Origin of the sequence: Lactobacillus kullabergensis (assembly GCF_000967195.1) — a bacterium.
Taxonomy (GTDB): domain Bacteria; phylum Bacillota; class Bacilli; order Lactobacillales; family Lactobacillaceae; genus Lactobacillus; species Lactobacillus kullabergensis.
The window spans coordinates 16,695-36,480 of the sequence record NZ_KQ033870.1 but is presented as its reverse complement, the minus strand read 5'-3'; the positions used below and the strand labels follow the sequence as shown (position 1 = coordinate 36,480).

Sequence of the window (19,786 nt, the reverse complement as noted above, 5' to 3'; positions counted from 1 at the left end):
ATGCTTCATGTAGTTAGCTTCATATTATATTGTAGTAAAAGAAAAAATCAAGCAAAAACTTGGTTTTTATTCATGATTATTTTTACTAATTAAAAAATTACTTATTAACTTGGTTTAATGGCTTATGATCCCGTAAATATGAAATGAGATTTTGTGAAGCCTCAGCAGCAATATTCGTGCGGGCAGACAGTGTTCCTGAACCTGCATGAGGTGACAAAATCACATTATCTAGTTCACATAAAGCTTGTGGCACTTCTGGTTCAGTTTCATATACGTCTAAACCTGCTCCGGCAATGTCACCGTTTTGCAACGCGGCAATTAAATCATTTTGTTTAATCAGCTTACCTCGAGCAACATTGATAATATAAGCTGTCTTTTTCATTTGCTTAAATACTTGAGCATCGAAAACGCCTGTTGTAGAAGGAGTTGCCGGAGCATGCAGGGTAATCACATCTGCTGTTTTAACAAGGGTAGCAAAATCTACATAATGAACATTCTTTTTTGCTTCTTCTTGAGAACTTAGCTGATGTCTGTTATGGTAGATGACTTTCATGCCAAAGACTTGGGCATACTTGGCTACTTCAGAACCGATACGCCCCATACCGTAAATACCAAGCGTTTTCCCCTGAAGGCCCGTTCCCATATTTTCCGGTTTAGAAACATCAACCCATTTGTCAGTGCGAATAGTTTTATCATAAAAATGCAAACGTCTCATAGTTGCTAGAATTAGGGCAAAAGTCATTTCAGCGGTGGGAATAAGAACGCTTTTAGGACAATTGGCAACAACAATTCCTTTTTGCTTTGCATAGTCAATGTCAATTTTGTCATAGCCAACGCCACTAGCAGAAATAATTTTCAAGTTAGTGCCGGCATCAATTAATTCACGGTCAGCCTGTGTCCCCATGAGTATCAGACCTTCATATTCAGATAGGTGTGCTAAAACCCAGGCTCTACCTTCTTTTTCTGGTTTACGGGTCACAGCAAAGTTTTTTCTTAACTCCGTTAAACCAGCTTCTGGCATTCTCCCTGTTACCAAAACTTTTATGTTACTCATATTCTAACCCTCCCTTAGTTTGTAAGCTTTTTTCTCTAGATTGATCATTATCTAAAAAGCTTTAAATTGAATTTTCACGTTAATGTTAATTATACTTTAGTATTTTTCTTTCATCAAAAAAGCCTGACAGTATTTAATTCTTGTCAGGTAATTTTTCTGATTTGTTTTCTGTTATATTTATTACTTGCAGTGGCACTTTTTTAGAAATGTGTGCAAGATTTTTAAAAAGACTATTAGTAACTACATATATAATTTGACCTTATTTAATGATGCCATAATCTTTTTTAATTTTATTTATCTTGCGTTAACTTAAGAATTGCACTGACGGCTGATGCTGCAATAGCTGCTACAATCAACCAGCCAAGGGCATTTCGCGGTCTGTTATAGGTAATAATCGGTCCCATACTCCACAACTGATTTTTAGCGATGGCTACTGCAAAAATACCAATCACGACAAGCCACAAAACAATTGCTAACACCATAGTTAGTCTTTGAATATTTTTCATTATTATTTTCTCCCGCATAAAAAATTATTTTGACTATTTTTCTAGCATCACGTACTGGACTTATATCTGTTTTAGCACAAAGCAGGAGTTAATTTTCTTAAAAAATACTTAATTTATAGTATATAAATTTTTGCTTGTTTGCCTAAATCTATATTCAACTTACTAACAGAATGATCCATTGCGCACATAAATGAGCTGGTCAAAGCTAAAAAATATCAGTACTATTTTTTATTATTAATGGGCAGTATATAATGGGCAGTAGTAGTAATAATTGGGAGGTAAAAATGAAATTTAAGAAAAAAATCATTACATTATTAGCACTAATTAGTGTGGTTGCCGGTTTTGGTATAGCGCATAATTCTGTAAGTACTGTGCAAGCAAAAACCAATACAACCACTTTTCCCAAAAAGATGCGTGGAACCTGGTACGCTTATTTCAATAAGAAGAAAATCTTGAAAAAGACTTTTACTAAAAATAAGGAAATCACTTACGATACAAAAGGCAAACACATACGCTACTTACACAAACAACCTAAGGTTTTTCCTGAATCTAGTAAAAAGAATAAAAACTGGATTTATCGTTCTGAAACCACAAAAGTTAAAGGTCATACGTGGTACGGCATAAACAGGATAACCATGCAACCAGACTCAACAGGCGAATACTACAGTGTAGCCAAGTTAAAAGGAAATTCGGTTTTGGGATATGCTATCGCACATGGAGACACTTTTGAAAGTGAAGACGTTCATTGGTATCGCAGCCCCAAATTAGCTAAAAAGTTCAAGAAAACTCACTATAAAGACTTTGACTTTAAAATCGTCTATAATTTAGATTAATGATTTAAAACTACTAACAAAAAGCAGTTAGAAGTAATTCCTGTGTTATTATTTCTAACTGTTTTATTATGCTTGATATAAAATTTATTGTCCTGTAGTGTTTAGCGCCCGCGATAATCGTTCAAGCAAATATACAACTGGAACCTGAGTAGTTAAATTAATAGTTTGACCGATAATTTTAAATTCTAGATGATAAGCAAAGTTTAAATCCGACAAATGCGCAATCGTATTATCTTCATTATTAGTAATACTGACAATTGTTGCACCTAATTGCCGAAAATTTTTTACCTGATCAATAGTCGGCTGACCCTCACCACTTACTGAGAGCACAATAACAGTTTTACCATGAAATAAATCCCGGCTTAGCTCTACTGGATAATAGGGATCGCCAATTGCAAAAGCATTTCGCCCATTATTAACAAACTGCCGGGCACCATATTCACACAAGTCACCAGAGGATCCTATTCCAAAAAAGATAAAATCTTTTGTCTTGCTGGCAATTTTTTTAAAATCAGCAATCTTTTGGTCATAATCGGTTAAAAAATCTTGCGAAAAATAATATTGTGCTTGATAAGTAATATCATCAACTACTTTATTTCTGTTCAACTCTTCTTTAATTTCATTTTGTAAATCGTAGTAATGTTTGTAGCCTAAAGCTTTTAAGCTTCGTACTACAGAAGCAGGTGAAACGGACAGAATACCAGCAAGCTCACGTAAAGTAATATCTTTTACTTTCCTTTTATTAGCTACAATATAATTGTATATTTGCAATTGTGTTGCTGTCAGTTTCTGCTTTGTATGCATTTTTATACCTCAATTTAGATTTTTAATTTAAGCCTTTGCCTGCTCCATTTCTTTTTCAGCTTTTAGTTTAGCATTATCCATACTCTTAAAGAAGCCATAATATATCAATGTATCCATTACGATGTTAAACAATTGCATCACTCCGCCGGAAATATGTCCCGTGGAAAGAATTCCGGATAAAATTGGCGGTGTTGTCCAAGGTGGATATATTCCAATCGTTTTAGCTACCCAGCCCATTTTCATTGCAGTGTAAGTTGCAATGATATTGGCCATTGGTGCTAAGATAAACGGAATAATGATACGGTAATTTAATACAATAGGTGTACCAAAGACCACCGGCTCGTTAATGTTAAAAATAGCTGGACCGATTGAAATTTTCCCCAATGCCTTCATTTCCTGGTCTTTAGCAACAAAAACCATTAAAATAACAAAACCGAGTGTAGCACCACAACCACCTATTCGGACAAAATTATCAAAAAAAGTTTTGGTAATAATATTAGGAAGAGGCTTGTTGGCCTTAAAAGCCGTGTAGTTTACGCTTAATGCAGCATATAATACTGGATCAATAACACCAGAAATTGCGTTAGCACCATGAATACCAAAGAACCATAGTATACATACTACTAATTCAATTACGATCGCACCGCCTAAAGTATTGGTAACTTTACTCATTGGTGCTTGTAAGAAGAAAGTAATCACATTTGGGATGCTCTTCATTGGAGTAGCTTCAACTCCAAGTCTGATTAACCAAACTACAAATAATGAGATTGCTCCCGGAAATAGTGCAGCAAATGAATTGCTTACGGCTGGCGGGACAGAATCTGGCATTTTAAAGACCAAATTTTTATGCATCAACCAAACATACAAGTCAGTAACAAATAACCCAACTAGCAATGCGGTAAATAACCCTGATGAATCAAATTGATTCAGAGGGATTAGCAATCCGCCATCTTTTCCAACTTGCATTGGAATTGTTAAGATAAAAGCTCCTATCGCTACAATCATTGCTGAAAATGGATCAATATTTTTATAGCTTCTGGCCAAACTGTATGAAATACCGGCTACAGCCACTAACCCCATAATATGAAATGACGCATTGGTAATATACTGTACTACATTAGACCAATTTGGACCAAAAATACTGGCCATAAAGTCTAAATAGCCTTTAACGGGAAATTGACCAATAATCATAAAAATTGAACCAATAATGATCATTGGTACAGCAGCTGTCATCCCATCACGCAATGCTACCATGTGTCTGGCACTAGATATTTTGTTAAAAAAAGGAATCAATTTTTCGTTAAGAAAATTATTTTCTTTTTTCTCAGACATTTTCCTCACTCCTACTACTAGTTTAAAAGCAATTATGCAATCGCTTACATATAAATATAATCATTTTGTTTCAAAAAGTCAACTTTTTTATGAAACATGTTTCAAAAAGGCTCTAAAAACTTAATAATTATGGCTCGCAAAAAATTATAGAGTTTAAATGAATGATATTTATATTTTCCTATTTTCACTATTAAGCATGCTTGAGATTTTAATTTTTTCTAATTCGTTTTTGGCGGCATTATTTCCTATGAACTGCAGCTGTAGCCACCGGCTGTTTAACAACTTTTCAAGACAAAAAAATCTGTTTTTTACATTGCTTAAGGCTCTTCCGCTTTCTACAACAATTTCTTGCACGCGACTAATTCATTCACGTTATAGTGTTGGATATAAAAAAGAGGACTTGTAAACAAGACCTCTTCTCTGAATTTTAAGCAGCCTCTTTTAAGGCGGTTAGCTCAGTTATATTTTAAGCAAAAGACTGATACTACAACTCAATAAATGCATTGAGCCCCAAATTAGGACACTTATTATTTGTTTTTTCTTAAACTATTCTTCTACTCCTCGTTTAAACGAATCAAAAATCAACTGATCTTTAATTATCCCTCGATCTGGAGTTAAATCCCATGGTGATCCAGGTCGATGAGTCTTCTTACTTAATCGAGCAGCATTGTAATTAATGTAATCCTCATTAACCTTATCTAATAAATCGACAATCTCACTATCTTTAGAAACCAGGTTATAGTCATCCATGGCCTCTTTGTCTGGTTTATCAATATCTAAAACACGCTTACCATTAAACTTTTTATGTACTTCAGTTATTACTGGACCATATTGTAAATGAATAATAGGAGAAGAAAACAGTCTACTTCTAGTTTTAGCTAAAAATCTACCATATGCAAAATAGAGAAGCTTATTGACTTTCATTTGCGTTAATGGATCAATATTCAAATCATTATCCCACTCAAAATAATTTTCAACTCGAAACCAATTGGCTAACTGCACAGCAGTGAACTTAGGCTGCTCAGGTTGTGATTCCACAACACTATCACTATGGTTCAAATAGGAATTAACTTTTGCTATCAATTCATCAGAATATTTATTCTTCTCATCAGAAATATATTGTTCAAGTACATTATCGCTTTTTATGAGAGCTTTTAACAACCTATTATTAGCCTTTGTTGGAAATGCACCCGCTTCGTAAAGAGCAATCGTATTTGGACTTAATCCGGTTAATTCTGCTAAATTACGTTGTGTTAATCCAACTTTAGCTCGATATTGTTTTATTTCTTTTGGTGACAATAGACCCATTTCGTCACGATATTTTTGACGGGCAATTTCGGCAGCTTGATCATCTAATGCCTTATCTGGAATCAGTTCATTGGTTTTACTGTCAAAAAGAGCTGGTGCTGTTACTGTATACTTATGTCCAGCAATAGTATAAATAGTAGTGAAATCCTTTTGGTAAGCCATATAAACCCCTCCTTTAATAATCAAGATGGAAACTAATAAATACTACTTTTTGATTGTCTTCAGTAAATACGAATTTAATGTAGTAAGTTTGGCCATCGCTTGTTTTAAATACCCAGACAAATTGTAATGGATTACTTCTATTCGGTTCATGTTTGACAAAATCACTGATCGACAACTGTTTAACTATTTCTTTCGCCAAAGTTACTGAAACTGGCATTGCCATTTTGTCTCTTCTTTGAACCATTTGAAAATGATCATGCTTCACCAAGAATTTTAGCCTCGCTAATGCCTCAGCAACTTCCATTACAAACCTCCAAATATCATTTCTACATTATTATAGCATCTACTACTAATCAGTAGCAACTAGCAAATATTATACTTTGTAGTTCTATACAGGTTCGAAAAAAAGAGGAGATAGAGACAACGTTGCCCTATCTCTTCTACGACTCTATAATTTATCCTGTTGGCGACCTCAACTTCAACTTTAAGTATAAAAAAGCAGATAAAAATATTGTCATACTTCTATCTGCTTCCTATTTAGGATGTTTGGCAAAGAGCCAAAATTTAATTAAATTCTGCACCGATAACTTGTTTATTACACTGCTTTAGTCATTGGCAATATAGCGACTTGCCTTTCCTTTGCCTACTAAATCTATTTTTCTTTCTTTGCGCAACTTGGCTAAAGCATGCTTAATGGTACTTTCACCATATTGAGGCACTAAATTCATTAGTTCCTGTCTAGATAGCGGTTTTAAACTATTAGTAATTTTACTCAATAGCAATGATTCCGGATCCCTTTCCGTATCACCAGTGATGTCAATTCTTGAATCTAATTCACGATAAGCTTGCAATACGATACTCAAAAAGTAGTCAACGTATGGTCCATAATCGTTTTCATTATTAATCCATCCTTTTCCTGAACTTTCTAACAAAGTCTGGTAATATTGCGCCTTGGTTTTTTCAATTAAACGTTCCAAACTAATATACTTACCAACTCCGAAGCCTAATTGTTGTAATTCAAGTAACATTAACAAGCGTGACATTCTGCCATTGCCATCTCTAAATGGGTGAATTGATACAAAGTCCAACATAAATGCTGCCGCCAATATTAATGGCGGAAGAGAATTATCACAAATTGCATCATTATAAGTTTCACATAAACTTTGGACTAATTTGGGTGTCATCCAAGCTGGTGGTGGAGTAAAGCGAGTTTCTTTATGACCATCTGCAAAGGTAGTAATAATTTCATTATCAATATCCTTAAATTGACCTCCCCAACTGCTTTCAGTGAAATCAAATAATTGCTTATGCAATGCCAATATATTATTGGGCGTAATCTTGATATATTTATAATTATCATGAATTACTGCTAAAACATCACGATAGCCAGAGATCTCTTCTTCACTCCGATTTTTCGGAGTCGTTTTTTGATCCATTAATTTCTTAAGCCGTGCATCACTTGTTGCAATTCCTTCAATTCGATTTGATGAGTCTGTACTCTCAATCTTTGCTACCATCAATAACTTATCCATTGTGTCTTTCGACTTTAAGGAGATATGATTCGTTTTACCTTTGAACTCATAGATCAGATTGAGTTTTTCAATCATCTTCGTGGTTACTTTCAAACCATTTAAAGTTTGATAATCAAAAACTTTCAAAATATTATGTCTCCTTTATAAGCTAGTTTCTTCCTATATATTTTATACCAAGTATCAGTGTATTTAAAAGTTTATCAGTGCAAAATTTAATTATTTTGCACCGTAAATTTGTTTTTACACCGAAAAATATTTATTACTACACAAAAAAAGGGTTATAAATACCGTTATATCAGCCATAGTGCCTACCTAAAAGTTTTTGCATGGAACACAGCTAAAAATGTGTTCCGTATTGTGTGCATAATTATCTTTAATAAACAAAAAATAACCTTAACTTACCAACAGAAAATATTGATATATCAAGGTTATTTTACTAATTTTACTCTTCTGAATGCTGACTAGAAGTTCTTAGTTTGATCTAGTTTCTTCCTATTATGTCAACGTTTGTTAGCCTTTTACTTACTTTGAATGTGCTTTTAATAAACACATTTTGAAAATTTTATCCTATTAATAGTTGTGTCATTTGTTTATCTATGTCAGGGTTAACACCAACATATGTATTCATAAACATCTGTAAGGAGTGTCCCATTTTTTCAGCTGCCCATGGATATGACATCCCTGGAGTATTAGCTAATTTCGTACATATGGTATGAACGTTTATCACCTGCGTGAATATCTAATTTTTTACAAATTTCTCTCAGCATATCATTCATGCTTTTTTGCTTAATCGGCTGATTGCCTGAGATACTCTTATAGTTATGCAAATTAATAAAGATTAAATCTTGTGAATTGTCTAATTCATGCTCTTTAATAAAACTTGCTTGTTTATCTTGGTAACGCTTGAGTAAAAGAACTATATGTTCAGGTAAAGGTAATAAGGTTCTATAAGCTCCCCTAGGTCTAGCCTTTAGGCTACCATTGAAATCATTAAGATAATCTGACCAACTATCGTTAATTTTTAAATTCCACACATTATTCTCAAAAACAATATTACTAAACTTAATTGCTTGAAGTTCACCAATACGCATCCCTGTGTAACTTTCAATCAATATTGCTAACTTACTTCCCCAATTCATCACGGAACTATGTTCCAAATCATCTTGAATAAGCTCTCGAATTTTCCTTAATTGATCATCTGTAAAAATGTACCAATCTTTGGAGATTGAAAATTCGCTTTTACGGAAAAAAACTTTTAACGGTGCTTCAGGTACTGGATTTTCACTGATTCCTTTAATCGAATTAAAGAAGTTTCTCATGTGAACTAATCGTTTAGCTATTGTAGAAGATTTGCTAACTGTTACCTTATGCTTAGATACGTAATCATCTGCATAACGTGAAACTAAAGCTGTAGTAATATTTTTGATTTTTGCTTTACCAAAATATTTTTTAAAAGCATTCGCTGAATCTTGCCAGTTCTTCAAAGTTACTGGACTAACTGAATTAGCTCTTTGATTAACATACCGTTGAAACGAATCTGCAAAGACTGCATCAGCTTCACCTAAATGAATGTTAGCTTTGTACTCATTCCACATAGCTTTTTCTATAGCTTTAGCTTCTTTACGTGTATCAGCATATTCAACAGGAATTGTGACACGTTTACCAGTAATTGGATCAACTGGTTGAATTCTAACTCGATACTTTCCTTCTTGAGGTCCCTTCTTAATTTTTAAAATTGACATTTGTTTCTCCTAATTAAAAAGGAGTACTAATGTGATACTCCTTAATTATATGCTGGTTAGCAGTGCTTTTTCAAACTGAATTTATTGATATAATCAAGTCACGATTGCACTTCATCCACCAAATAATACTTCCTACCACCAGCATAATTACGGTGTGTTGGGCACTTTCTTAACTTGTTCTGTCGAGCAATTTCTTGATTACTCTTGATTACACGCCAAAGTGTTGTTTCACTTAACCCAAGCGCTTTTGCGAGTGCTCTACGATTAAGTAGATTTTGTCTCTCCTCTGCTTTCATCAGATAACCACCCCTTTACATTTTTCACGCCATGTTTTTCAAATTCTAACCTACTAATCTCATTTAAAGTATCTTTGAGATCAAATAAATCCTTTGTCTGTTTGATTTCTTCTATCTGTTTTCTAACTAACTGTGATGGATAATAATGACCTGGTTTTTCACTATTATTAATGTAAAAATAAATATAGTTTAGAAATAAATCTAACTGCTCTTTTCCTAACGCCTCTTTGATTTCATATAACGTGCCAACTGCTCCACGATAGAGGAAAGTAAGTAATTTGTTGTAAATGAAAGAATCACCATCTACCTTTATACCTTGTCCTTCTCCTTGAAAATCTGGTTCTTGAGTAATATCAGCGATTTCTTGCCAAAAAGGTGTTAATTGATATTCATCTTTTTTCTTAGTCATTATTAACCACTAACTTCCAGTGCTTATTCACATAATTCACTAGATACGGTCCTATATTATCTGTTGTTAAAGTCGATACAATTGCACCTATCTGATGACATTCACGATTTTTAAACTCACCTTCTACTCGAACCCAATCATCACAACTATTAGCCAAAGTGTGAAACATACCTTGTTTAGATAGTTGTTCTGTTTTTTTGTCATAAATTCGTAGATAGGAATCTGAAAATCTACTCCCCACATATATTGTGTTTACTACATCACTGGTTCCGATATGTTGAATACGATTAGAGTTAATCTTTTGATTCCTAGGATTGATAAACACGTATTTTCCATTTTTCAGATTTTGATAGATGGTATTAACCGAATATCCTTTATTGATTAGATCAATTGCTACATCAATTCTTGTTGTATGTCCATGATAGCGTTGATAGATAGCTGTAATTATTTTTCGCCAATTCACCTCTATACTATTTAGTTGACATAAAGATTCATATAATAACTTTCCAGAAGAAGTAAAATCGATCATTACCCCCATATCAATCCGATTAGGGTTATACATGATGGATATTAATCCACCTTGTTCATTAGAACCCCATAGAATAGAATTTGTATATCCATTTTTACCAGTTAGTTTTTTTACAGGGTTATTGAATATTAATCTAAACTTGAAATATCGATTAATAGCTTTAATAATACTAGGCTCATCTGTATCTTTTAATTTGTCTTCTACTATAGGTACTGTGAAGCGTATCTGGTCAATCTTTACGTTTTTTAATGCTTTCATATCATAATAACCGTCACTACACCCGTATTACCCGTATTACTACAGCGGGTGTGAGCTGTGCGCTCCGCTAAAAATCGTTCCACTTGGTCGGCTATCGCCGGCCATTTTTGCAGCTCACTTGCGCAAATTTGACTATTATTTCCATGGCCAATAACTCTCTTTAGCAAAATTATTAAACTTATTTCTTTCATCTAATTTCTTTACTACTAAAGGTACATCAACATTACTCATATCAGGAGCTACAAATGGTTGTGGGATCATAGTATCAAAATGATCATCATACATTAGACCGTGACCCGGTATATTTTCAATAACAGGAATTTCGTCTAAATTACAACCTGGAAATGCAAGGTTTAGACTAACTCGATCTAAATTCTGCATCCCAATTCGCGTTGAAAATTCTGAAGATATGTTTCGTTCCAACACATCAGCCGTTAATCTCTGACTTGCTAAGATAAGATATATTCCTCCCATTTGACGAGCTTTAAAGATAATCTGTTTTAAATACTTGATAATTTCATTAGCCGTTGCTTTATCTGCTTCAGTTAATGTAGCTGAAAATTCGTCAAAAATCACGACAATCGGTCTAAGATTGTAATCAACCCAATCCCATCCCCAATGCGATTGATGAGTTTCATAGCTTTTATCCATAAAATCTGTAAGAATTCTAAGTATCTTTGCCGTTTGACCTGGAGTTGATACAACCCTTGATGAACCTAATATTGTATTTAATGAATAAAAATCAGATTTCTTATTATCAATAAAAAAACTTAATGCTCCTACTTTCATTAGTTGTAAAGCCATCAATGAAGTTAACACAGACTTTCCAGAACCTGGTTTACCTACGATTAAGGAGCCTGTTGAGCCCCTTATATTTAATTCAACATTATCAATCACAAAAGAAGTCCTCATTGTTTAGAACCTTACCTTTAATTTTTCTTTTTCGAATTATGTATAGCTTATTTAAACCATGTTTAGGAGTTATTTCATATCCTTTTATTTCCTGTTGTAAAATAGGAAGAAGATCAACAGTAGCATTAGGACAGCTGTTAGGTTCAAAAGACAAGGTATACTCACCGTTTTTAAATGAATCCAAATAGAACGTAGGGGCTACTTCTATTTTATTGTAACCAAAGATCATCCTATATAATGGTTTGGCTTCTTTAAGCATGCCTGCTGTCTGCATAGTATTAATTACTGGTGTAATAATCCACCCATAGTCTTTATTGCGTTTTATTAAATACAATAAAAATGTAAATTCTGGAAAAATAGCAACTATTGTAGCCACCAAAAAATTAGCTTCATTATTGAAAGTTAATGCAATCCAGATCAGAAAAACAATAAACTTCCAGAATAGAGTTACTGATCCATATGTCCATGGACTAATACCTAACGGATACCTACCATCGATCGTGACTAGGTGACTACTCATAATTCATCGCATCCTTTATGTTAACGTTTAAGCGATCTACACCAGTTGCATTAAGAGTTTCTCCTCCCATGTATGCGTAATGTGCCACATTCTCAAAACGTAGGATAATTGGTTTAGACTGTTGCATCATTACGAGGTCTATTTCCTCTTGCTTAACAATTGGCTTGGAATCCTTAACCTTAATCTGAATGAGTTCCCTAAAGGCTTTAGCTTTTCTAGAAATAATTCTTACAGTATAAATAGTAGCTGTGTGAACCTCACCTGTACCACGATCAACACTATTTTGCTTTTCAATCCCAACTAGAAGAAAGCTAGATCCAATAATATCTCTAAGTCCTTGATCTAATCTACTCTGAATGGGAGAAGTTTTAGAAACATGAACTTTAGCAAATGTACTTGGAACATAATTAGTATCGTTCGATAAATCTTTACCATCTCTTACATTAATCTTCGTCTTTAAATCTTGTACCATTTCGGTTTCCTCCATTAATTAATATGAACTAAATATAATCAGGTGTATTTCACTTGATACATATAAGATTAAATTGAAATACTTGTTTTGTTAGTAACTAAGAAAAACCACCAAATAAATGGTGGTTTTTTGCTGAATTATTGAAATTTTATACCTTTTAATAGTTATTTTTTACTGATTAATTTAAAAATTATTTTTATTTTTTGGTCATTTTGAAAAAACAACAAATTTTAATTCGTAACTGTCAAAATAATTACTAAGATCTTATGAATTATCATCATGACAGGTACCTGTCTTTTGTCACCATAGCAAAGGACAATAATGAAACTAAAAATAAATTTTTTAAATAATCTCTCCTACTCGATTGTTATTAATGATTTGGAAAAAATTAGTAATAATTACTCTGAAAACATTAAACAAGCTTACCCATCTTATCCATTACTGTATAAGACATTGGCAAGTAAAGAGCAATTACTAAATTTAGCTAATGGAAAGAAAAATTTAAGCAATGTTGACAAAAAGTTATTATTACCAATATTGCATTTAGATGAAGCAAAACTAAATAATAATTACCTAATTGATCAATACCAAACCAAGCAATACATTCGATTACAAGCAATTTCCGAATTAACAAGATTTATGAAAACCAATAAAGGCTATACACACATCATAGATCAAATAAATAAAGGTGATGATGGTTTAGATTTTTTAGACTATGCCAAAAAATCTAAACAAGTAACCTATATCAGAGATTCAAAATTAATAATCATGATATTAACTCAATTTACAAATAATCATAACATTGCTTTTAGACCTAACGAATGGGATGCTTCATCTATCAGTGAAATATTAAGGAACGAAATTAATATTGCATTTAATTATTTCTCGATTCAAGATTCAGAAATTATAAAGCATAATGCAATAAATTATTCAAATACTACAGCAGAACAATTAAGACTAATTCTTAATAATACTCACTGGTATGAAGAAAAACTTCTTATCTCATTGACAAGTACATTTGAACAGTTTAGCTCTTTAATAAAACCTTTATAAGCATTTTCTGTCGAATATTTCGATAGATTTACGACTTATCCATCAAAAAATATTTTTTGATAAAAATTATAGTAAAAGAGCATTGATAATTTAGTACTTAAACACAAGTATTTGTTATCAATGCTTTTTTTACTTTATTCGATTATTTCCAACTTAGGAAGCTCATTTACTAAATCAACCGTTTGAACAGAAACGTTAATAATTCTCAATAACAAGTTAAAGATATACTTAGGATCATCACTAAAGTCATTAGGATCATCGATAATACCTGACTTATCATCCGTTTTAACTTGATACTGATCCATTATCCATTCAATTGCAGAACGACCATTTACCACATACTCATACGCCTTTTCAGGAATATTCTTAATAGTTATATCATCGTTAAAAATAATAGTTGAACGATCATTAACTTTTTTAGCAAACTTCATCTTCCTTACTTTATAATCAGCCTCACCGTGAAAAGTAATATCACATTTATCATAAATCGGAACCAACTCATAATTTAGATGTAGGTTCATTAATTTTTTACCTATTTCAATATATCTTTTCTTTTCTGTAATTAATGGTATTTGTGGAAGTCTTTTTTTCAAGTTTCCTCGATATAATTTTCGATATTCTTTTGACTCCAACAATGCATACACATAGTAAATAAAGTTTTTTGATGTCAATCCATATTTCTGACATAAAGCAATATTAAAGTTCGTAGTCTCTAATAATCCATCACTGTTATTTTGAATAAAGAAAGTTTGTGCACCTGCATCCATCATGTTTTGATCAATTACATATTTAGAAACCAAAATAGAAAAAGATCGCCTATTACTCTTTCCTGGGAGTATAAGCATGGATTGACCACTATATTCATCCCAATTCCCATGTCTAGCAATCCAATCATTATCTAAGTACAAATATTTTAAAGTAAATGGTCGATATAATGCTTTAATTATTTTTTCTTTGTGATAAGAAAGTGCTTTTCTGTTTTTATACTTCTTTCTTAATTCTGAACTCCAACTAATTTTTTGCGTATCTTCAGTAGCAACATATTTTGGATTTCTTTCTTTCTTTTTTACTTCAAGATTATAATTTTCAATAGTTTTGCGCATATTTCGTTGAAGATCGTGTTCTGAAAAATTATATACCCATTTATCACGCTTAGAGTTGATTCCTAACTGCTTAGTGTAAAAGAATCCGTCTTGAACAGAGTTATCATTATAAATATATGGCGATTTTTTATCATCATAGGTTTGATTTATCCATTCATTATTCTTATTAGGAATTATTTTTTCCAAATGAAAATTACAAATATTCATTTTCTCTCTTAATAGTGAAAGTTTATTTTTTCTTGATAATCCTTCACCTATCGATCCATATTTTAATACATGATTATCGCTACCGTCCTTAATAAGGATAATAATTGCTACTCCAGTTAAAATATTAAATATATTCTGTCCTTCAGATTTTAAATCTAATTTTGTTTTACCACGTAAAGCCCCCTTTAAATCTAATATTAGAATTTTATCAAATTCTTTATATAGCCCATATCTAAAACCATCTAAACTTTTTCCATCAATATATGAGTTACTTGTAATAAAGCCAATAATGCCTTTATCTCCGACTCTATTGCTCGCCCATTTAATTGCTTTTATATATGAATCATAAACAGCATGGGATGCTACTGCATTACTTGTATTCACGTAATCTTTTTCTATTGACTTTTCTAATTTAGGATATTTTATATTTGAGTTCTTATCGTTTTCATTTTTTTGACGTCCAGAATAAGGTGGATTACTTATTATCGCAGTAATTGGTACTTCTTGTTGTTTCTTTAAACGTTTATTATTAGCACCAAACATATCATCATCTAATGTGTTTTCCCGCTCAGTACTTTCAAAAGTATCAGTTAAAACAATGCCCTCAAAAGGTTTATAACCTCTATCTGGTCCGTTAATTTCATCGAATACTGCTTCAATATTAATTGCAGCAATATAATAACTTAAAAGTACAATTTCATTTGCATGTAGTTCTTGTGTGTACTTACGTAAAATATCATCGTAAGTAATTTTTCCTTCATCCATTTGTTCTTTTAAATAATACAAGGTTCTGGTAATGAATGTCCCAGTACCTGTAAATGGATCAAGAATATGAACATTTTTACTTGCTAGTGACTTACCAAAATATTTATTTAATGCCCAATCAACAGAATGAATAATAAAGTCAACTACTTCTACAGGAGTAAAGACAATTCCCATAGAATCAGTAACTTTAGGGAAAGCAGTCTTAAAGAAACTATTATATAGCTGAATAATAAACTTTTGCTTACCTTGAATATTATCAATACCAGAAGCACGCAATTTTACAGAATCATAGAATGGTTTTAATGATTCCTGTTCTTTATCAAGGCCAAAGACTTTAAAAGCAGAAATAATATCATTCATTGATTTAGAAACAGCATTATTTCTAACAAAGTCATATTCGCCAAATAAAGCATCAAACACTGGCTCAGTAATTAAGTGCTGCGCAAGCATTTCAACAGCTTGTTCTTGATCAATTGAGTCATTGATATTATATTTCAATGATTTAATAAACTTGTTGAAAGCTAATTTTGCTCCTTGGTTACTCTTTATTAGATCATTAATTCGTCTAATATACATTTTTGCAATATCTGCAACATCTTTAGACCAATCTTCTAGGTATCTTCTATCACCAACACGTTGAACAATTTTGCCATAAAATGCATTCTGCATTTCTTGATACTGTAAAGGAAATTCCAATTGTTCTGAAATCTCTTCTCTTTTATGAGTATCTTCATCAACTGTATCATCTGGGCTAGAATCAACACCAATAATATTAATACGTCCTGACTTTTTCTTATTCAAATCAAGAGTATTAACTTCTGCATCAAATCTTTCATCAGTTGAACGAAGAGCATTAAGAACCTGCCAAACTTGCTTATACTTTTTGTCATTATCTAAAGCAATATTAGCATCTAATCCATCAGCGACAACAATTGGTAAAATAATATAACCATAAAGTTTATCTTCTGATTTACGCATAATTCTACCAACAGCCTGGACAATATCTACTTGAGACTTTTTAGGACTAAAGAAGATAATTGCATCAAGATTTGGCACATCAATTCCTTCAGTTAAGAAGCGAACATTAGATAGTACCCGAGCATGATTTTCTTCAATATCATCACTACCAAGCCAATCAATTTGGGAATTCTTTTCCATAGAGTTAAGACCACCATCAACATGGTGGACATCTACATGAAAACTATCTTCTGCTATATTGGCATCATCATCTGAATCTAAATAATCATTAACTACTTGATTAAATTCATCTGCAATAATCTTTGAATGCTTGATAGTATCACTAAATGCAATAGCTCTCTTCATTGGTGCTCCCGTGATTTCGCCAGTAATTCCATCACGTTTAACCATTGCATTCCAAACACCAATAATTTTACCAATATCATCTACTTTCAATTGATTATCAGCAGACATTATTTTCTGCATATCTTTGTTAATATAGCTCTCGCTAATTGCCAAAACAGATACTTTATAATCAGTCAAAATACCTTTAGAAACGGCATCTCCAAAGCCTAAACGATAAATTTCTTCACCATAAATATCCTTATCATCCATTGAAGAAACAACGATACTTTTTTCTTTAGCTTTTTTCTTAGCATTTTGATCATAAATTTTTGGAGTAGCTGTTTGATACAAACGTAATTTACTTTTTACATTATTATTTGAATGTACTTCGGTAAATATACTATCTTCATTTAATGCTTGTGCACCTGTAGTTCTATGTGCTTCATCAGCAACAATTAAATCAAATTCTGGATACCCTGCTTCTTGTGCTTTCTTAATAACATCAATAGATTGATAAGTTGAAAAAACAACCCTCATATCATTATTTAATTTATGTGCTTCAGAAAATTTATAATTATTAACTAAAGATTCAACATTTGTTGTAGGCTCAAAGCCTATATCTTGTGCACCTAAATTATCATCGTCTTTTTGTTTCTTTTTATTAGCCTTAGTATCTGAAACAACAGAAAATGAAGTCATATGAATATCATCAGAAACATTATCATTCCAAGAAAATAAAGTTTGTGACAATAATTGAATACTTGGCACTAAATATAAGACGTTAAATTCTTGTTTGTGTTGATCATTCATTAAAGCTTCGGCAATCTTTAAACTAGTAAAGGTTTTTCCAGTTCCTGGAGCCATGATCAGTTTTCCTCTACTATTTGTTTTAAAGTATTTTACTGCTCTTGCTATTGCTTCATTTTGATAATCTCTTGGTTGATTTTTCTTTTTGGTGGAAAGATTCTTATTCTCTTTTGAAAAAGAAAATTTTTGCCATTGGAAGTGTGCATTTCTTAATTGACTTAATCCAATAGTAGTAAATGGTTTTGTCTGTTTAGCAAATGTTTCTTCAACATTCTTATTTAATTCATCTGTGGATGAAACTAGCATCCCAGAATCATAATAATTCTTACCAGCCTCCGCAATAAATGAATCAATTTCTTTTTTATCAACTTTACCTTTATAAAACTTGGCTTGAACAGCTGTTAGCTTATCATCATAGCCTTTGGCTACAATATCTACACCTGTATCTTTTTTAGAGATGTTATATTCTGCTGGTACTTCATTTAACATCCAAACATTTTGAAATTTTTGTTTATAGGCTGGTTCATTTTCTAGATAGGCAACCACCATTTTTTCAAATGCCGTACCTCTATCTCGTTGATTATCAATATTATTATCAATTTGTTCTACTAATTCATCAAAGCTAGCCATATCATATTTCCTCTTAAATTTTCTAAATACAATAATTTAATTATATACTAGAAATTTTGAAATTTTAAGCACAAAAAAAGGGTCAAAAACCCTCTGTATCGCCATATTTAGTACTCCGTGTGTTTCTGAAAAAACAAGAATCAAAATGCTAAAATCTCAATTAACTATTTTTGAAGAAAAAAGTTTCCATACTTTGACTCTTTTGGTTTTATAAATTTGATTCAGGTATTTCTTTTAAATTCCATTTTTTAATTAAAGGCTGAATTTTTGAACTCCAAACTTGTTTAGTTACATCATAGTTAACATCCATAACTCTAAGAGAATCTAATTTACATACTTGCTTCCAAGATAACTTGTAATATTTATATTCATTTTTAGGACTTCCATCTAATAGAGACTTATCCCACCATTCATATTTTGAATATGGATCTTTCCAATCCGTCTTACTATCGATAATTACCCAAAACTTACCATATGAAGTGTAATATCCACTAGCAAGTCCTTTTTATTAACTATCCAATCATATGAAGCAACATGATGAATTTTGATAACCGTCCCTGCCCTTAACTTCTTCTTTCTGATAAGATAATTTTTATATCTAGGTATAGTCCCTTGTATTTCATAAATATAACGACTTCTAGTTAAAACAACAGTTCTAGGTTTCTTAGCCCACCAAGTAAAACTATGTGCTGAAACCCTCTTTCCACTATAGAAGGGTATTAACAGAATACTTACAATGATGGTTAAAGTTATAATTATTGACTTCCTATATTTCGACATACTTAATATTCCTCCATAATTACTATTTTGATAACTTTATTATCTAAAAAGGCAATAATTTAATTATATACTAGAAATTTCAACATTTTAAACACACAAAAAAAGGGCTAAAAAGCCCTCTGTATCAACATATTTAGTACTCCGTGTGTTCACCAAAACACACTTTTAAGCACACAAAAATTTTCTGTGTGTTTGAAATGTGTTTATTCCAATATATTTCCTATCATTTCAAAGAATTTCATTCTAGTTCAAAGTAATAAAAAAGCCTTTCAATTCAAGCTTTGTAAGCTTTTCTGAAAGACTTAAACGTTCTTATTAATGCTGACTAGAGGATTCGAACCTCCGACCTCATCATTACTAATGACGTGCTCTGCCAACTGAGCTAAGTCAGCATTGTCATATCTCGACAACGATATTAATTAAAACATATTCTAAAAGTTTACGCAAGCATTTTTTGACTTTTTCCCAGT

The 19,786-nt window shown here is 32.0% G+C and carries 17 protein-coding genes and 1 tRNA gene; 2 read left to right on the top strand and 16 right to left on the bottom strand.

Translation table 11 applies throughout. The annotated features are described in order from the left end of the window. Positions 1-97 precede the first annotated feature (97 nt). Both JF76_RS00165 and JF76_RS00160 read right to left on the bottom strand, forming a co-directional pair. The gene (locus JF76_RS00165) at positions 98-1,054 is read right to left on the bottom strand and encodes an NAD(P)-dependent oxidoreductase (protein ID WP_045927273.1); all 957 of its coding nucleotides are present in this window, start codon (positions 1,052-1,054) and stop codon (positions 98-100) included. Between the two features lie 290 nt (positions 1,055-1,344). After that, positions 1,345-1,560, bottom strand: coding sequence for a hypothetical protein (locus JF76_RS00160; protein WP_045927272.1), 216 nt, complete (start codon positions 1,558-1,560; stop codon positions 1,345-1,347). A gap of 284 nt (positions 1,561-1,844) precedes the next feature. On the opposite strand from JF76_RS00160, the gene JF76_RS00155 reads away from it, so the two are divergent. Further along, positions 1,845-2,393: a hypothetical protein gene (locus tag JF76_RS00155; protein ID WP_045927271.1), complete on the top strand. Its 549-nt coding sequence runs from the start codon at positions 1,845-1,847 to the stop codon at positions 2,391-2,393. Between the two features lie 84 nt (positions 2,394-2,477). On the opposite strand, the gene JF76_RS00150 is transcribed toward JF76_RS00155, so the two are convergent. From JF76_RS00150 to JF76_RS00095, 11 genes are all read right to left on the bottom strand, one after another. Next, the gene (locus tag JF76_RS00150) at positions 2,478-3,197 is read right to left on the bottom strand and encodes a MurR/RpiR family transcriptional regulator (protein ID WP_045927270.1); all 720 of its coding nucleotides are present in this window, start codon (positions 3,195-3,197) and stop codon (positions 2,478-2,480) included. Positions 3,198-3,224: 27 nt separating this feature from the next. Further along, a complete protein-coding gene (celB, locus tag JF76_RS00145) occupies positions 3,225-4,529 on the bottom strand; it encodes a PTS cellobiose transporter subunit IIC (protein WP_034978658.1) in 1,305 nt (434 codons plus the stop codon). Between the two features lie 546 nt (positions 4,530-5,075). Beyond that, a complete protein-coding gene (locus JF76_RS00140) occupies positions 5,076-5,999 on the bottom strand; it encodes a type II toxin-antitoxin system antitoxin SocA domain-containing protein (protein WP_045927269.1) in 924 nt (307 codons plus the stop codon). 13 nt (positions 6,000-6,012) lie between these two features. Beyond that, entirely contained in the window at positions 6,013-6,303 is a 291-nt protein-coding gene (locus JF76_RS00135) for a type II toxin-antitoxin system MqsR family toxin (protein WP_045927268.1), read from the bottom strand. Positions 6,304-6,604: 301 nt separating this feature from the next. Then, entirely contained in the window at positions 6,605-7,657 is a 1,053-nt protein-coding gene (locus JF76_RS00130) for a Fic family protein (RefSeq protein WP_244267913.1), read from the bottom strand. 563 nt (positions 7,658-8,220) lie between these two features. After that, positions 8,221-9,273: a tyrosine-type recombinase/integrase gene (locus JF76_RS00125; protein ID WP_341853131.1), complete on the bottom strand. Its 1,053-nt coding sequence runs from the start codon at positions 9,271-9,273 to the stop codon at positions 8,221-8,223. Positions 9,274-9,537: 264 nt separating this feature from the next. Continuing rightward, on the bottom strand, positions 9,538-9,978 hold the full coding sequence (locus JF76_RS00115; RefSeq protein WP_045927266.1) for a hypothetical protein: 441 nt from the start codon (positions 9,976-9,978) through the stop codon (positions 9,538-9,540). Continuing rightward, positions 9,971-10,765, bottom strand: coding sequence for a replication initiation factor domain-containing protein (locus JF76_RS00110; protein ID WP_045927265.1), 795 nt, complete (start codon positions 10,763-10,765; stop codon positions 9,971-9,973). The genes JF76_RS00115 and JF76_RS00110 overlap by 8 nt, the downstream gene beginning before the upstream one ends. Positions 10,766-10,900: 135 nt before the next feature. Then, positions 10,901-11,662 carry an ATP-binding protein gene (locus JF76_RS09865; RefSeq protein WP_052697025.1) on the bottom strand — a complete coding sequence of 254 codons (762 nt, stop codon included), beginning with the start codon at positions 11,660-11,662 and terminating at the stop codon, positions 10,901-10,903. Then, positions 11,655-12,197: a hypothetical protein gene (locus JF76_RS00100; RefSeq protein WP_045927264.1), complete on the bottom strand. Its 543-nt coding sequence runs from the start codon at positions 12,195-12,197 to the stop codon at positions 11,655-11,657. Before JF76_RS00100 ends, JF76_RS09865 begins: the two co-directional genes overlap by 8 nt. Next, positions 12,190-12,669 carry a hypothetical protein gene (locus JF76_RS00095; protein WP_045927263.1) on the bottom strand — a complete coding sequence of 160 codons (480 nt, stop codon included), beginning with the start codon at positions 12,667-12,669 and terminating at the stop codon, positions 12,190-12,192. Before JF76_RS00095 ends, JF76_RS00100 begins: the two co-directional genes overlap by 8 nt. A 321-nt stretch (positions 12,670-12,990) precedes the next feature. On the opposite strand from JF76_RS00095, the gene JF76_RS00090 reads away from it, so the two are divergent. After that, positions 12,991-13,722 (top strand): hypothetical protein, encoded by a 732-nt coding sequence (locus JF76_RS00090; protein ID WP_045927262.1) that lies wholly within the window; start codon positions 12,991-12,993, stop codon positions 13,720-13,722. A 134-nt stretch (positions 13,723-13,856) separates the two neighbouring features. Here JF76_RS00090 and JF76_RS00085 read toward each other — a convergent pair whose 3' ends face one another. From JF76_RS00085 to JF76_RS00075, 3 genes are all read right to left on the bottom strand, one after another. Beyond that, positions 13,857-18,536: a type ISP restriction/modification enzyme gene (locus JF76_RS00085; protein WP_045927261.1), complete on the bottom strand. Its 4,680-nt coding sequence runs from the start codon at positions 18,534-18,536 to the stop codon at positions 13,857-13,859. Positions 18,537-18,992: 456 nt separating this feature from the next. Next, positions 18,993-19,316: a hypothetical protein gene (locus JF76_RS00080; protein ID WP_045927260.1), complete on the bottom strand. Its 324-nt coding sequence runs from the start codon at positions 19,314-19,316 to the stop codon at positions 18,993-18,995. A gap of 319 nt (positions 19,317-19,635) precedes the next feature. After that, positions 19,636-19,708, bottom strand: a tRNA-Thr gene (locus JF76_RS00075). Between the last annotated feature and the right edge of the window lie 78 nt (positions 19,709-19,786).